Below are 15,615 nucleotides of genomic sequence, written 5' to 3'. Positions count from 1 at the left end.
GATCGTTTCAGCAACGCTCTTTCAGCGGCCCTCGGGCAATGGCTCGAAATCAGCGGTCAGCGCCGCGACATCGCTGGGCGTTGTCTCCGGGGAGAAGCTGACGGTCTGGGCCGGTGCTTCTCGCACGGCTTGCCAGGCCTGGCGGATGCCATTGGCATCGAGTGCCATGACGCGTTCGGCGAGGCGTTGGCGATGGTTGAAGTCGGTATCGCCCAGCGCTAACTGATACCACAGCCGGTTGGTCAGGCTGGTCAGCGATGGGTCGCGTTCCAGCAGGCGATCGCGTACGGCGTCGCGGTAGGGTTGCAGTGTCGCATCGTCAAGTTGCGCGACGCGCGTATCGAACGCCTCGAGAAAGGCAGCGATGCGCGACTGGATATGCGCGACGTCGGCGCTGGGCGATTGCACCAGCAGGCTTAGCCCCGGCCCATCGAGCAACGGGCGGTAGCCGGCGGTGACGATGTAACCCAGTTGCTCCTCGGTGCGTAGCTGGGTGTAGAAGGGCGCTTCGATCAGTTGCCCGAGCACCGCCAAGCGAGCTTGACTGCCCAGCGAGCGGTCGGGCCCCTGCAGGTAGCGCAGTACCGCGCTGTCGTTGCGGGTGGAGTGCGGGTGCAGGGTCGGCGCCGAGGCTGGCACGTTCAGCGGGGTCAGTTCGGGAATTGCCGAGGCATCCACGCTCGGCGCCAGGGAGTTGATCACCAGCAACCCCTCGCGCCGCGCCAGTGCCGGTTTCAGGTTGCCCACCACCAGGCTCTCGATGTACAGCCGATCCAGGAAGCGCTGGCGAAAGTCGCGCAATGCCTCGGCGTCGAGTGGCTCGATCGCCTCGAGAAGCGCTGCTTCCGAGTGCTGCGGGCGAATCAGAGCGCTACCGAGTGTGCGGGACAGCTGTTGATAGAGTGGCGACTGCGGCGCATTGCGCCACTCACGCATCAGCCCCAGCTTGACGCGGGCGACGCTGTCGGTCGTGATGTCACCCGCCTGGAGCTGGTCGAGCACACGCTGCATCACCCGCTCCTGGCGATCCCGCCAGCCCGAGAACGATAGCGTGAGACCCCGCGCATGGGCGTAAGCGGAAACCTCCTGGCCAGCCAGGCGCGCCGGGTAGAGCGCTTCGTTGAGGCTATCGCCCAGCCAGCCGGCCAGCAGGTGCGTCAGGGCGGCGTTGCGTGGGCTGCTCGATGTCTCGGGGTTCTGCAGGCTGAAGCGCCACTCGACACGTGGCGTGCCGAATTCGCTATCTGGCCGATACCACAGCGTGTAGTGCTCGCCGTCGGCCAGCAGCTCGGGCTTTGCCGTGTCGAGCGGGAGCAGCTCGAGATCCTCGGCGATATACGGATTGGGCTCGGGTAGCGAGAGCCCGCTTAGTGGCGCGGCTTGCGGCCAACTCTCGACGGGCGTGAGTCGATAAGGCGTGTCGAACCATTGGGTGGTTCGCTCGCCTTCGACATTTGGGCCGCTGTAAACGCGCAGCAACCGCTCTGGCGTCAGCTTGGCGAGAATCTCGCGCACCTTGTCCGGTTCGAAGCCGTCCATGCGGTAGTTGCCATACTGGACATCCTCGAGCGGGTAGTAGGCCAGGTTCATGGCCAGGCTGCTGGCGACATGGATGGGCTCGCCACGTTGCTGGAAGCGAAAGCTCTGCTCGGCGAGCCGGGCCTGCTCCTGATAGCGCCAGCTATCCAGACCCTTCTCGCGGATGCGTTCGATCATCGCGAACAGGCTGGCCTGAATGCGATCCAGGTGTTCGGCGCCCTCCGGCGTCAGGCTGATGTTGACGCTGAGCAGCGCATCGTCGCCATCGCCGCGAGCGCCGCCCGCCGACAGGCCATCGGCCCAGCCGGCCTCGCGCAGCGCGGCGAGCAGGCTGCCCTCGCCCTCGTGGCCGAGCAGGTTGGCCAGGTAGGACAACGACTTGTTGCGGTAGTCGTCGATGGGGTCGTCGACCGGGAACAGGAAACGCACCTGGCGACGCTCCCCGAGGCTCTGTGCGGCCAGTTTCGCCGGGAGCTGCGCGGGCGTCAGCAGTCGCTCGGGAATCTCGGCGCGGGTCAGGTCGCGGTTGGGAACCTCGGCGAAGCGCTCGCGAACCAGGATCTCGAGGGTATCGAGTGACTGCGGCGCGACCACCGCCAGGTGCATGACGCCGGCGCCGTAGTGGTTTTCGTAGAAATCGATCAACGCCTTGCGCAGCGATTGCTCATCGTCGTTCAACGTCGCCAGGCTGCCTACCGAGAAGCCGGTCGTCGGATGTTCGGGATTCAGGGCCTGGTCCAGCGCCTCGTTGATGCGCCGGCCGTCGTCACGCAGACGGGCCTGATATTCGGAATGCACGGCATTGCGTTCCCGCTCGACATATTCCGGGTTGAAGCGTGGCGCGATGAAGAAGCGACTGAAGCGGTCGAGTGCGCCGGGCAGGGCGCCGGGCTCGATGTCGAAGAAATAATTGGTGTCCTGGCTGGCGGTAAAGGCGTTGTGATTGCCGCCATGCTGGCTCAAATATTGTTGGTAACTGTCGGCTTCGGGGTAACGGTCGGTGCCGAGAAACAGCATGTGCTCGAGAAAATGCGCCAGCCCAGGCATGGCTTGGGGGTCCTGAGCGCTGCCTACCGAGACGTTCATCGAGGCGGCGGCGCGGTCGGCCTCGGGATCGCTGACCAGCAGCACCTCGAGGCCATTGTCCAGGGTCAGGGCGCGATAGTCGCGACTGTCGTTGGGACTGGTGATCGGCGTGACGACCTCGGGGGAATCCTCCGGCACGGCTTGGCAGCCGCCCAGCAGCAGGCCGAATCCGATCAGCCCCAGCGCGGTGGCGCTCAGGGGTTGCAATAGGCGCATCATGTCTCTTGTTCGCTATGCCAGCGGGCCATCGCGCCGGTCGGATGACCGCAGGCCCAGTCCTGGCAGGACGGATCGTTTACACGCCTTGATACCGGAAAAGCGCCCAACAGTTCCAAGGGCGCCGGCGACAAGACGTCGCGGGCCTGCGCGAGCGGTGTATGCGGATCGAGCCAGGCCATGGCGTCGGCGGGGTCGATCAGCGCCGGGAGGCGCTCGGTCAGCGAGGATAGTAGCGGGTTGGCGGGAACCGTGATCAGCGCGCAGGAATCGGTGTAGGCGCTCAGCGTGGTGTGGTAACGACACCATAGCCCGGCCAGCAGCAGCGAACCGCGATCGACGCGGGTGATCAGGAACGGCTGTTTCATGCGCGGCTGTGGCTTCCAGGCGTAGACGCCGCTGACCGGAATCACGCAGCGCCGCGCGGCGAAGGCGTCGCGAAACATCGCGCGCTCGCCCAGTGACTCGGCGCGCGCGCAGTGTGGTGCATGGTCGAGCACCTTGAGCCAGGGCGGGGTCAGCCCCCAGAACGCGCTGACCAGCGTCGGAGCGCCGCCCTCCAGACGAATCATCGACAGCGGCTGGCGCGGCGCCAGGTTGGGGCTGGTCAGCAGCGGCTCATCGGCGCGTAATCCGGGCAGCAGGCTATCGAGGGGCTGGGGAGCGATGTGCAGGCGTCCGGCCATGGCGGCTCCAACATTGGGTCCGCCGGAATGGCGGAGTCACAGGGTAGCGAAGTCGCCGTCGGGGAGCCAGCGCCGCATGGCCCGAAGGGAGCGGCCCCGGCCAGGCTGGGGAGCGTAGGGCTTGCGTTTGCGCGCGGTGTCGATATGCTGTACGAAAACACTGTTCGATCATTGCCGCTTCCCGCAGGGAGCGAATCACGAGAATAAGAGGAAAGCGATGGCACGTCCCAGACAGCATGCGCCCGAGGCGCTGCATGCCCAGGTTATGGCGGCATGCGATGCCTGGCTGCGGGAAAACCCCGTGCACACGCTTTCGCTGCGCGCCCTGGCGCGCGAAATCGGCTGTGCACCGAGTACCCTGCTCAAGCTCTACGGCAGCTTCAATAACCTGCTGCAATACGTCAACATCGAGACGTTGAATCGCCTGCGCGGGGCGGTCGAAGGGATGAGCGAGGCGACGCCGGAGCCGCGCCTCAAGGCGCTGGCCAACGCCTATTGGCAATTCGCGCAGCGCGATCCCTATCGCTGGCAGTTGCTGTTCGACTACCCGCTGGCCCAGGAAGGCGAGCTGGACCAGCGCCAGAACACCATGATCGAGGCGCTGTTCACGCGTGTCGAAGCGACCCTGAAAGAGCATCAACCGGCGCTTGGCGATCTCGAGGCGCGGCGCATGGCGCGGACCCTGTGGGGCAGCGTGCATGGCCTGGTGCAGTTGGGGCTCAACGAGCGCTTGGGCTACTGGCAAGGGCAACCGCTCGAAGTGGGCGAGCTACTCGATCAGTTGCTGACGACCATCCTCGCCGGTCTCAGGCATACTCAGCACGAGGCGTGAGATCGCCGATGCTCGCACAGCGTCGCTTCGCGCCTTTCTTCTGGACCCAGGCGCTGGGCGCCTTCAACGACAACGTCTTCAAGAATGTCCTGCTGCTGTTGCTGACCTTCGTCGCGGTGCCGCGTTATGGCTGGGACACCGGGCTGCTCAACAACCTGGCGGCGGGCCTGTTCATCCTGCCCTTCCTGCTATTCTCCGCCTGGGGCGGCACGCTCGCCGACCGGCTCGACAAGCGATATCTGATTCGTCGCCTAAAGCTCCTCGAGCTCGCTACCATGAGCGTCGCCGCGCTTGCCGTATGGTTCGAGCAATTCGGCCTGCTGCTGGCGTTGTTGTTCATGATGGGTACCCAGTCGGCGCTGTTCGGGCCGGTGAAATACGCCATTTTGCCGCAGCACCTGGCAGCCACCGAGCTGGTGCGCGGCAATGCCTGGGTCAACATGGGCACGTTCGTGTCGATCCTGCTCGGCACCCTGCTGGCTGGCCTGCTCGCTGCGCTGGATGGCGCCGCCTCGCGGGGCGCGATTGCCGCCACGCTGATTGGCGTGGCGCTGCTCGGTTACCTGGTCAGCCTCGGCGTGCCGGCCGCGCCGTCGAGTGACCCGGGGCGGGTCTCCTGGCAGCCGCTGGCGGGCAGCATGCGGGTGATGCATGATGCCTGGCGTCATCCGCGCGTGTTCCGTGGTCTATTGGGCATCAGCCTGTTCTGGTTTCTCGGCGCCTGCTACCTGACCCAGCTACCGGCCTGGGTGCGCGACGTGGTGAATGGCGGCGAGGCGGCGGTCAGCTTCCTGCTGGGGGCCTTTGCGCTGGGTGTCGGCGGCGGGGCGTTGTTGTGCGCCAGATTGTCCGCCGGGCGGCTGGAGGTGGGTCTGGTGCCGCTGGGCGCGCTGCTGATCAGTGCCGCCGGGCTCGATCTGGCCTTGCAGCCCGACATTGTCGGCGAGCGGTTGACGCTGGGAGCGCTGGTGGCGATACCGGGCTTTTGGCACATGGCGCTGGATTTGGCGCTGGTGGGTGTCGGTGGCGGTCTGTACAGCGTGCCGCTGTACACCCTGGTGCAGGTCGCCAGCCGCGACGATCACCGTGCCCGAATGATCGCCGCCAACAACCTGCTCAACGCCTTGTTCATGGTCATTGCCGCCGGCTTCGGCATCGTCATGCTGACGCTGATCGGCACGTCGTTGCATGCGTTCTTCGTTTGCCTGGCGGTGATCCCGCTGCTGGTGGGCGTGGGCATTCTGACCGCCAACCCGCGCTCGGTGCTGCGGCTGGCGCTGTTCGCACTGATGCATGTGCTCTATCGCCTGCGCTTCTCGGGGCGCAGCCATATCCCCACCGAGGGCGCGGCACTGGTGGTGTGCAACCACGTCAGCTTCATGGACGCGCTGATCCTCGGCGGCGCCTGCCCGCGCCCGCTACGTTTCCTGATGGACCGGCCGATTTACGAATCGCCGTGGCTGAACTGGTTCTTTCGTATCGCCGGGGCGATACCGGTGGACTCCGAGCGCCGCGATCCCGGTGGTGTGCGCCGAGCGCTGGGCGAGGTCAGTCGCGCGCTGCGCGATGGCGAGGTGGTCATGCTGTTTCCGGAAGGGCGACTGACCACCGATGGCGAGGTAGGCCGCTTTCGGCGTGGCGTCGACATGATTCTGGCGCGCGACGCGGTGCCGGTGGTACCGGCGGCGCTGGCCGGATTATGGGGCTCGTGGACGTCGCATTGCGGCGGCAAGGCATTGTCCAAACGGCCGCGGCGCTTTCGTGCCCGGGTAAGGCTGGTGTTCGGCGCGCCGTTGTCCCCGCGTCAAGCCGGCCGGACGACGCTCGAAGCCCGGGTGCGCGAACTCAAGGTCGCCGCCGATGACTGGGCGAAACGCCCTGTGATCGCTGGATGACCCTAGTCGGTCAGGGTCGCGCGCCGCGTTAGCAGCCAGCAGCGAGCGGAGGTTATCAGGTTGTCCTTGACCTGCAGAACCTCCATGCGGGTATCGGCCAATTGCAGGCAGGCTGGGCCGTCGGGGAAGGATTCCAGATGTTCGAGAATCAGGCCGTTGAGTGTCTTGGGACCATCGGTGGGTAGCTGCCAGCCGAGCATCTTGTTGATTTCGCGAATATTGGCGGTGCCATCGATCACGAAGCTGCCGTCGTCCTGCGGATGAATGTCCTGGTGCATGCCGGCCACGTCGGTGGTGAACTCACCGACGATCTCTTCGAGAATATCTTCCAGGGTGACCAGCCCATCCACATCGCCATATTCGTCGACGACGATGCCGATACGCCGCTTATGCTGCTGGAAGTTGAGCAGTTGCGTATGCAGCGGCGTTGATTCGGGAATGAAATAGGGCTCGCGAGCCTCCTGGACGATCGCCGCCTTGGTCACCTCCGGCTTGGACAGGAATCTCGCGGCGTTGCGCAGATGCAGGATGCCGATGATGTTATTGATATCGCCTTTGTAAATCGGCAGGCGGGTATGCTGGCTGGCGCGCAGTTGGGCGAGAATGCTTCCCAGGTCGTCGTCGAGGTCGATGCCGTCGATCTCGTGGCGCGGCACCATGATGTCGTTGACGGTGACGTTTTCCAGATCGAGGATCGACAGCAGCATGGCCTGGTGGCGGCGCGGAATCATCGCGCCCGCCTCGTGAACCACCGTGCGCAGTTCGTCGCGGGTCAGGTCCTCGGCGCCGCTCTCGATGTTCTTGACGCCGAGCAGGCGCAGCAGGCCGTTGGAAATCGCATTGACCAGCCACACCAGCGGATAGAACAGCCTGAGCAGTGGCGCTAGTACCAGCGAGGCGGGGTAGGCGATATGCGCGGGCTTGATCGCGGCGTAGGTCTTGGGCGTGACCTCGCCGAAGATCAGGATGACGATGGTGAGTACCAACGTGGCCACGGCGGGCCCGGACACCTCGCCCAGGTAATGAATGGCGATCACCGTGGCGATCGATGCCGCGAGGTTGTTGACGAGGTTGTTGCCGATCAGAATCATGCCGAGCAGCCGATCGGGGCGCTTCAGCATATGCAGCACGCGCTGGGCGGGCTTCTCACCGCTCCTGGCCTGATGGTTCAGGCGATAGCGGTTGATGGACATCATGCCGGTCTCGGAGCTGGAGAAGAAGGCAGACAGGCAAACAAGCAAGAAGAGTACGCCGAACAGCAGTCCCAGGGGGATGTCGTCGCTCAAGGTCTGAGGGTCCTAAATCTTGTAGTAGGCTCGTTTGTAGGGAATCGGCTGCCCCAGTGTCAAGGAGTCGACGCTAAACAAGCTTGGCTCATGGCCGGTTCAATACCACCTCGAGGGCGAACTTGCTGCCAAAATAGGCCAGCAAGAGCAGGGCGCAGCCGCCGAGCGTCCAGCGTACCGCCTTGGCGCCACGCCAACCGAGAATATGATGGCCGGCGAGTAGCAGCGCGAAGATGATCCAGGCGGCAATCGACAGCACCGTCTTATGCACCAGATGCTGGGCGAAGATGTTGTCGAGAAAGATCATGCCGCTGGCGAGCGACGCGGTGAGCAGCAACATGCCGGCCCAGATCAACTCGAACAGCAACCGTTCCATGGTGGTCAGCGGCGGCAGGCTCTGGACGATGCCGCGCGTGTGATGATGGCGCAGCGCGCGGTTCTGGCCCGCCAGCAGCATCGCCTGCATGGCGGCGATGGCGAACAGCGAAAAGGCCAGTATCGAGGTCAGAATGTGAACGGCGATGCCCGGTGTGAGACCTTCGCGATGACCGGAGGCCGGTAGCCCCACGACCAGCAGGATGGTCACCGCCGCGAGCGGAAACAGCCCGGCGGCGGCACTGAGGACTGGCTTGGCGAAACTCACCGCGAGCAGCAATAGCGCCACCAGCCAGCTGATCAGCGAGGCGCTGGCCGAAATGTCCAGGTTGAGCGTGTCGAGATCGCCGAGGCTTGCGAACACCACCACGGCGTGAGAAATCACCGCCAGCAGCCCGATGCCACGCACCAGCAATGGGCGTTGGGGCACGCGTCGCAGCAGCGCCAGGCCCTGCCAGGAACCGGCGCCGAGATAGAACACGATGGCGAGAAAAGCGAAGGGAAGCGCCTGCATCTTAGGCTCTGCCGACCTCGACGAGGTTCATTGAAGTGGTAAAAGAGAATCGATCAAGTCGCCACTATACCCAATCGAGGGCGTGACGCCCAGCCGCGCGTGGCGCATGGAGACTGCCGGCGTGAAGGCGTATAATCGTCGGCCATAGCCAAGGCATCAGCGCCGGAGAGCCCATGTTCGAAAGCCTATCGGAGCGTCTGTCGCGGACGCTCAAGTCGATTACCGGTCAGGCCAGACTGACCGAGGATAACATCAAGGACACCCTGCGCGAGGTACGTCGCGCGCTGCTCGAGGCTGACGTCGCCCTGCCGGTGGTCAAGGCCTTCATCGAGCGCGTTCGCGAGCGTGCGGTGGGCCAGGAAGTCTCGAAGAGCCTTTCGCCGGGGCAGCAGTTCGTCAAGATCGTCCAGCAGGAACTGGAAGCGATCATGGGCGAGGCCAACGAAGGGCTGGCGCTCAAGGGCGCGCCATCGGTGATCCTGATGGCCGGCCTGCAGGGCGCGGGCAAGACCACCTCGGTCGCCAAGCTGGCGCGATTCCTGCGCGAGCGCGAGAAGAAAAAGGTGCTGGTGGTTTCCGTCGACGTCTATCGTCCGGCGGCCATCGACCAGCTCGAGACGCTCGCCAAGGAGGTCGAGGTCGACTTCTTCGCCTCGACCAGCGACCAGCGCCCGGTGGCCATCGCCGAGGCGGCGCTCAAGCACGCCAAGATTCAGTTTCATGACGTGGTGATCGTCGACACCGCCGGTCGCCTGCATGTCGACAGCGACATGATGGACGAGATACAGACGCTGCATAAGGCGCTCTCGCCGCAGGAGACGCTGTTCGTCGTCGACGCCATGACCGGCCAGGACGCCGCCAATACCGCCAAGGCGTTCCATGAGGCACTGCCGCTGAGCGGGGTGATCCTGACCAAGGCCGACGGCGATGCGCGCGGTGGCGCGGCGCTATCGGTGCGCCACGTCACCGGCAAGCCGATCAAGTTCATGGGTATCGGGGAGAAGGTCGATGCCCTGGAGCCCTTTCATCCGGATCGCGTCGCCTCGCGCATCCTCGGCATGGGCGACGTGCTGTCGCTGATCGAGGAAGCCGAGCGCAGTGTCGACAAGGACAAGGCCGACCGGCTGGCCAAGAAGGTCAAGAAAGGCGAGGGGTTCGATCTCGAGGACTTTCGCGACCAGCTTCAGCAGCTCAAGAAGATGGGCGGCATGGGTGGGCTGATGTCCAAGCTACCCGGCATGGGCCAGATGGCCGAGGCCGCTCAGGGCGCCGGCGCCGAGAAGGAATTCGGCAAGCTCGAGTCGCTGATCAATTCGATGACCCCCAAGGAGCGCCGCAAGCCGGAGATCATCAACGGCTCGCGCAAGCGGCGCATCGCCGCCGGTGCCGGCCTGCAGGTGCCCGATATCAACCGCCTGCTCAAGCAGCACAAGCAGATGCAGAAGATGATGAAGAAGGTCGGCAAGAAGGGCGGCATGCAGAAGATGATGCGCGGCATGTCGGGAATGCCCGGCATGGGTGGTCCCGGCGGTGTGGGCGGCCCAGGCGGCATGGGCGGTCCCGGCGGCTTCCCGCGGCGCTGACGAAGCCACCGCGCGAAGAAGGCCACTGCCGAGGAAAAAGGTTTCCAACGCAAGGCGTTTTCCGTAGAATGTCGCGTCTTCGTGGCAAGCTGCGCGCGTGCGCGGCCTCCGACTGCGACCGCAGTCATGAATCTGTGGCGTAATTACTGAACTCAACCGAAGGACTGTTAACGCAATGGTTACCATTCGTCTGGCACGTGGTGGCGCCAAGAAGCGTCCCTTCTATCATCTGACCGTAAGCGACTCGCGCAAGTCTCGCGATGGCCGCTTCATCGAGCGTGTCGGCTTCTTCAACCCGATCGCTCGCGGTCAGGAAGAGCGTCTGCGCGTCGATCTGGATCGCGTCAGCCACTGGCAGGGCCAGGGCGCGCAAGTCTCCGATCGCGTTGCCGAGCTGGTCAAAGAAGCTCGTAAGCAGCAGGCGTAAGAAGCCCGCCCATGCCGAATGACGCGATGACCGCGCCGCCAGGCAGTGATCGGGACGACTACGTGGTGCTGGGCAAGCTGACCAGCCCTCACGGCGTGAAAGGCTGGCTCAAGGTGTATTCGTACACCAGCCCGATGGAGGGCATCCTCGACTACGCCGAATGGGTAGTGCAGCAGCGTGGGGAAAGAACCACGCATCGCCTGACCCAGGGGCGTCGACAAGGCAAGGGCCTGGTGGCCAGCCTTGACGGGGTGAACTCCCGCGAGCAGGCCGAGCAACTCGCCGGGGCGGAGATACTGTTGCCCAAGCGGGCATTGCCGGCGCTCGAAGCGGGCGACTATTACTGGTATCAGTTGGAAGGCCTCAGGGTGGTGACGCTCAGCGGTGTCGATCTGGGCCATGTGAACTATCTGTTCGAGACCGGCGCCAACGACGTTCTGGTCGTGCAGGGCGACGAGCGCAGTGTCGATGACCGGGAACGGCTGCTGCCTTTCCTGCCCGAACAAGTGGTTCGCGATACCGATCTGGCCGCCGGTAGGCTGACGGTGGATTGGGATCCGGAATTCTGAACGAGCTTTGATGGGTCGGGCGATAGACCCGGCCCCATGGGATCTGCCGTGTGGATTGGTGTTGTCTCCCTGTTTCCGGAGATGTTCGATGCGCTGACCGGACACGGCGTGACCGGGCGAGCGGTCAAGCAGGGATTGCTGGAAATCGATTTCTGGAATCCCCGGGATTACGCCACGGACCGCCATCGCACGGTGGACGATCGCCCTTACGGCGGTGGCCCCGGCATGCTGATGAAGGTCGAGACCCTGCGCCAGGCGATCCATGCCGCTCGTGAACAGGGTCAGCAGCGCTTCGGCGTCGCGCCGAAAGTGGTTTATCTGTCGCCCCAGGGGCGGCCGCTGGATCAACGAGGCGTGCGCGAATTGGCCGCGAGTGGCCCGTTGGTGGTGGTGGCGGGGCGCTACGAGGGCATCGACGAGCGCGTCGTGGAGAGTGACATCGACGAGGAGTGGTCGATCGGCGATTACGTATTGAGCGGCGGTGAGCTGCCGGCAATGGTGCTGATCGATGCCGCGGCGAGACTGGTTCCCGGCGTGTTGGGGCATCAGGACTCGGCCGAGGAAGACTCCTTCAGCGATGGCTTGCTGGATTGCCCGCACTATACGCGCCCCGAGGTGATCGACGGGCGACAGGTGCCGGAAGTCCTGCTTAGCGGTAACCACGCCGCCATCAAACGCTGGCGATTGAAGCAGTCATTGGGGCGAACCTGGCTCAGACGCCCCGAGTTGTTGGAGAGCCGAACGTTGAACGCCGAGTGGCGCAAGCTGCTCGATGAGTTCATCGAGGAATACGCCAATCCGGCGGAGGAGCGCAGCGGCCAGGGGCCGGTCGGAGCTAACGAGAGCGATCGTTAATTCGGCGGGCGACGAGTCATCGAAAGCCGTGCGCGTCACCCATCCTGTCGTTCCCGCGTGATCAAGCGTCGGGATCACATGTCAGGTGGGCGCTGCTTCCAGGGGATCGTCGGATGACGATCCTGAAAGACACAAGCGAGCCCGCGTGGCCTATATCAGTCAAGGAGTTGCATCATGAGTGGCAAGAACAAGGTGATCCAGGCGCTCGAAGCCGAGCAGATGGAAAAGGCCGTTCCGGCATTTGCACCCGGCGACACCGTGGTCGTGCAGGTCAAGGTCGTCGAGGGTACCCGCGAGCGTCTGCAGGCTTTCGAAGGCGTGGTGATCGGCAAGCGTAATCGCGGCCTGAACTCCGCCTTCACCGTGCGCAAGATTTCTCACGGTGTCGGCGTCGAGCGTACCTTCCAGACTTACAGCCCGCAGGTTGCCGCGATCGATGTCAAGCGCCGCGGTGACGTGCGCCAGGCCAAGCTGTACTATCTCCGCGAGCGCAGCGGCAAGTCGGCGCGCATCAAGGAAAAGCTGGGCTAAGTCGCCGCTTTACCCTGGTGACACGGCGGGCTTGCTCCGCTGCTGCCGCGCGAAACCCCGTCGCCGCATTCTGTGCGGCACGGGGTTTCGTCGTTTCTGCACCATGAGCAATGTGTATGAGCGAAACGCATGACGACAACCGCCTGATCGAAGCCTTCCTCGATGCCTTCTGGTTGGAACAGGGCGCCAGCGAGAATACCCTGGCGGCGTATCGCCACGATCTGGACGCCTGGCAGGGGCATCTGCGCCTGGAGAGGCGCGCCCTGCTGACGCCCGGTAGCGAGGCGTTGACGGCTTGGCTCGAAGCACGACGCGAGACGCACTCGCTGCGCAGCAATGCCCGCCTGTTGTCGAGCCTGCGGCGCTTCTACCGCTGGGCGCTGGAGCAGCGCCTGATCGATGGCGATCCACTGAGCGAGGTCCGCCTGCCCAGGGTCCGCGCCAACCTGCCCGATACGCTCGACGAAGAGGAAGTGGAGCGCTTGCTCGGCGCGCCCGACGTCGAAACGCCATTGGGCCTGCGCGATCGGGCGATGCTCGAAGTGCTCTACGGTTGTGGCCTGCGGGTTTCCGAGCTGATCGGGCTGCGCCTGGATACCGTCAATCTGCGCCAGGGCGTGGTGAGGGTATTGGGCAAGGGTGACAAGGAGCGCCTGGTGCCGATGGGCGAGGAGGCCCAGCTCTGGGTAGAGCGCTATCTGCGCGCCGGGCGAGGCGCGCTGATGAGCGATATTCGTCGCCCGCCATTGTTTCCGGGGCGCAACGATGGCTTCATGACTCGCCAGACCTTCTGGCATCGCATCAAACGCCACGCCCAGTGTGCCGGCATCGACAAACCATTGTCGCCGCATACGCTGCGCCATGCCTTCGCCACGCACCTGTTGAATCATGGCGCCAATCTGCGTGTCGTACAGCTGTTGCTGGGTCATAGCGATTTATCGACCACGCAGATCTATACCCATGTGGCCCAGGCGCGCCTGGAAACGCTGCATGGCGAACACCATCCACGAGGCTGAACATGAGTCGAATTTCCAGAGCGTCGCTGTGCGCAGTGCTGATCACCACCCTGTCGATGAATGCCACCCTGGCGCTGGCCGCCCCGGCGCCCGAGGAGTTGGCCGAGCGCCTGGCGGTCAATGGCGAGCCAATGCCGGTGGCGTCGGTCAGCGAGACACCGCTCGAAGGGCTCTTCGAGGTGCGCCTGGAAAGCGGTGAGACCTTCTACAGCGATGCCGAGGGCGAGCATTTCATCGTCGGCGACCTGTATGCCAATCGCGACGAGGGGCTGGTCAACCTCACTCAACAGTCGCGTAACGCCGAGCGCGCCGAGCGTCTGGCCGAGATTCCCGAGGATCGATTCGTGGTCTTTCGCGGCGCGGAGGAGCCCAAGGCGGTGATTCATGTATTCACCGATGCGACCTGCCCATACTGCCGCAAGCTGCATGAGGAGGTGCCGCGACTCAACGACATGGGCATTGAGGTCAAGTATCTGGCGTTCCCGCGCAGCGGCCTGAATTCGCAGGGCGCGCGTTTGCTGGAACAGGTGTGGTGCGCCGACAATCCCAGCGAGGCGATGAGCGCGGCCAAGCGCGGCGAGTCGCTCGATGCACCCGCCGACTGCGACAATCCGGTCGTCGAGCAGTATCATCTGGGGGGAGAGCTGGGCGTGCGCGGCACCCCGGCGATCATTCTGCCCGATGGGCGCCTGGTGCCCGGCTATGTACCTGCCGAGCGACTGGCCGCCATGTTGGGTATTCAAGGTTGATCATGAGTTGACACCCCGTGCGGGGGTTTCTACGTTTGGCGTTCGATCGATTTCGATCGGCGCCGAGAATCGAACGACAGCAGGGAGAACACGACGTTGAAACCGGTGAGAGTGGGAATCTGTGGTCTGGGGACCGTCGCCAGTGGAACCTTCAATGTGCTGACGCGCAATGCCGATGAGATTACTCGGCGGGCCGGGCGACCGATCGTCATCGAGCAGATCGGCGCGCGCCGCGAGAATCCCGACTGCGATACCACGGGTTTCAATGTCACCACGGATATCTTTGACGTCGCCAGGAATCCCGATGTCGACGTGCTGGTCGAGTTGATCGGCGGTTACGACGTGGCGCGTGAGCTGGTGCTGACCGCCATCGAGCATGGCAAGCATGTGGTCACCGCCAACAAGGCGTTGATCGCCGTGCATGGCAACGAGATATTCCAGGCCGCTCACGACAAGGGCGTGATCGTCGCCTTCGAGGGCGCCGTGGCCGGTGGCATTCCGGTCATCAAGTCGCTGCGCGAGGGGCTCGGCGCCAATCGCATTCAATGGCTGGCTGGGATCATCAATGGCACCGGTAACTATATCCTGACGCATATGCGCGACGAGGGGCGTGCCTTCGAGGACGTGCTGGCCGAGGCTCAGGCGCTGGGTTATGCCGAAGCCGACCCGACCTTCGATGTCGAAGGCATCGACGCCGCGCACAAGTTGACGATTCTCGCCTCCATCGCCTATGGCGTGCCGTTGCAGTTCGACAAGGCCTACACCGAAGGCATCTCGCGGATCACTGCCGAGGATGTCGATCACGCCGACAATCTGGGTTACATCATCAAGCATCTGGGCATCTCCAAACGCACCGAGGCCGGGCTCGAGCTGCGCGTGCATCCCACGCTGATACCCAAGGAGCGCTTGCTGGCCAGCGTGCATGGCGTCAAGAACGCCATCGCGGTGATGGGCGACGCCGTCGGCCCGACGCTTTACTACGGCGCCGGCGCGGGTGCCGAGCCGACCGCCTCGGCGGTGGTTGCCGACCTGCTCGACGTGGCTCGCGACATCAGCACCGACCATCACTATCGCGTGCCCTACCTGGCTTTCAGCGGCATCATCGAGGGCGACGACAGCCTGCCGATGTTGCCCATGGAGGACATCGTCACCGCTTATTATCTGCGTCTGCTGGCGGTGGATCGCCCCGGCGTGCTGGCGCGGGTAGCGACGATTCTCTCCGAGCAGGGCATCTCGATCGAAGCGATCATGCAGAAGGAGGCCACCGAGGGCGAACTGGTGCCGATCATCCTGATGACCCATCGCACTCGCGAGAAAAACATGAACGAGGTGATCCGCCAGCTCGAGTCGCTGGCCGATATTGCCGGGCCGGTGACGCGGATTCGTGTCGAATCGCTCGACGAGAACGAATAACACACAGCTGAAAGCTGTAAGAGCGCCGCTGCGCGGCTGGAAG

Annotated in this window: 14 protein-coding genes; 10 read left to right on the top strand and 4 right to left on the bottom strand. The window is 64.3% G+C overall.

Features of this window, described 5'->3' with window-relative positions; genetic code table 11:
* Positions 1–21 precede the first annotated feature (21 nt).
* Both BLR92_RS16325 and BLR92_RS16320 read right to left on the bottom strand, forming a co-directional pair.
* Entirely contained in the window at positions 22–2,841 is a 2,820-nt protein-coding gene (locus BLR92_RS16325) for an insulinase family protein (RefSeq protein WP_089730346.1), read from the bottom strand.
* Positions 2,841–3,527, bottom strand: coding sequence for an SOS response-associated peptidase (locus tag BLR92_RS16320; protein WP_089730345.1), 687 nt, complete (start codon positions 3,525–3,527; stop codon positions 2,841–2,843). Before BLR92_RS16320 ends, BLR92_RS16325 begins: the two co-directional genes overlap by 1 nt.
* A 217-nt stretch (positions 3,528–3,744) precedes the next feature.
* Between BLR92_RS16320 and BLR92_RS16315 the strand changes: the two genes are divergently transcribed.
* Positions 3,745–4,359 carry a TetR/AcrR family transcriptional regulator gene (locus BLR92_RS16315; protein ID WP_089730344.1) on the top strand — a complete coding sequence of 205 codons (615 nt, stop codon included), beginning with the start codon at positions 3,745–3,747 and terminating at the stop codon, positions 4,357–4,359.
* 8 nt (positions 4,360–4,367) lie between these two features.
* Positions 4,368–6,254 carry an MFS transporter gene (locus BLR92_RS16310; protein WP_089730343.1) on the top strand — a complete coding sequence of 629 codons (1,887 nt, stop codon included), beginning with the start codon at positions 4,368–4,370 and terminating at the stop codon, positions 6,252–6,254.
* Positions 6,255–6,256: 2 nt separating this feature from the next.
* On the opposite strand, the gene BLR92_RS16305 is transcribed toward BLR92_RS16310, so the two are convergent.
* Both BLR92_RS16305 and BLR92_RS16300 read right to left on the bottom strand, forming a co-directional pair.
* Positions 6,257–7,540, bottom strand: a complete 1,284-nt coding sequence (locus tag BLR92_RS16305) for an HlyC/CorC family transporter (protein ID WP_089730342.1) — start codon at positions 7,538–7,540, stop codon at positions 6,257–6,259.
* 88 nt (positions 7,541–7,628) lie between these two features.
* Positions 7,629–8,429 (bottom strand): cytochrome C assembly family protein, encoded by an 801-nt coding sequence (locus BLR92_RS16300; RefSeq protein ID WP_089730341.1) that lies wholly within the window; start codon positions 8,427–8,429, stop codon positions 7,629–7,631.
* A 173-nt stretch (positions 8,430–8,602) separates the two neighbouring features.
* Between BLR92_RS16300 and ffh the strand changes: the two genes are divergently transcribed.
* The 8 genes from ffh to BLR92_RS16260 all read left to right on the top strand — a co-directional run bounded on the left by ffh (position 8,603) and on the right by BLR92_RS16260 (position 15,572).
* Positions 8,603–10,012, top strand: coding sequence for a signal recognition particle protein (ffh, locus tag BLR92_RS16295; RefSeq protein ID WP_089730340.1), 1,410 nt, complete (start codon positions 8,603–8,605; stop codon positions 10,010–10,012).
* A 175-nt stretch (positions 10,013–10,187) separates the two neighbouring features.
* Complete coding sequence (gene rpsP / locus BLR92_RS16290) at positions 10,188–10,439, top strand: 30S ribosomal protein S16 (RefSeq protein ID WP_089730339.1); 252 nt, start codon at positions 10,188–10,190, stop codon at positions 10,437–10,439.
* 26 nt (positions 10,440–10,465) lie between these two features.
* Complete coding sequence (rimM, locus tag BLR92_RS16285) at positions 10,466–11,008, top strand: ribosome maturation factor RimM (RefSeq protein WP_089730431.1); 543 nt, start codon at positions 10,466–10,468, stop codon at positions 11,006–11,008.
* A gap of 48 nt (positions 11,009–11,056) precedes the next feature.
* Positions 11,057–11,863 (top strand): tRNA (guanosine(37)-N1)-methyltransferase TrmD, encoded by an 807-nt coding sequence (gene trmD / locus BLR92_RS16280; RefSeq protein WP_089730430.1) that lies wholly within the window; start codon positions 11,057–11,059, stop codon positions 11,861–11,863.
* Positions 11,864–12,037: 174 nt separating this feature from the next.
* Positions 12,038–12,394: a 50S ribosomal protein L19 gene (gene rplS, locus BLR92_RS16275; protein WP_089730338.1), complete on the top strand. Its 357-nt coding sequence runs from the start codon at positions 12,038–12,040 to the stop codon at positions 12,392–12,394.
* Between the two features lie 116 nt (positions 12,395–12,510).
* Positions 12,511–13,410: a site-specific tyrosine recombinase XerD gene (xerD, locus tag BLR92_RS16270; protein WP_089730337.1), complete on the top strand. Its 900-nt coding sequence runs from the start codon at positions 12,511–12,513 to the stop codon at positions 13,408–13,410.
* 2 nt (positions 13,411–13,412) lie between these two features.
* Positions 13,413–14,159, top strand: a complete 747-nt coding sequence (locus BLR92_RS16265) for a DsbC family protein (RefSeq protein WP_245704240.1) — start codon at positions 13,413–13,415, stop codon at positions 14,157–14,159.
* Between the two features lie 96 nt (positions 14,160–14,255).
* Complete coding sequence (locus BLR92_RS16260) at positions 14,256–15,572, top strand: homoserine dehydrogenase (RefSeq protein WP_089730336.1); 1,317 nt, start codon at positions 14,256–14,258, stop codon at positions 15,570–15,572.
* The last annotated feature ends 43 nt before the right edge of the window (positions 15,573–15,615 follow it).

Origin of the sequence: Modicisalibacter muralis (assembly GCF_900102945.1) — a bacterium.
GTDB classification, from domain to species: Bacteria; Pseudomonadota; Gammaproteobacteria; order Pseudomonadales; family Halomonadaceae; genus Modicisalibacter; species Modicisalibacter muralis.
The sequence above is the reverse complement of the archived record's forward strand: the minus strand, read 5'-3'. Positions and strand labels throughout refer to the sequence as shown.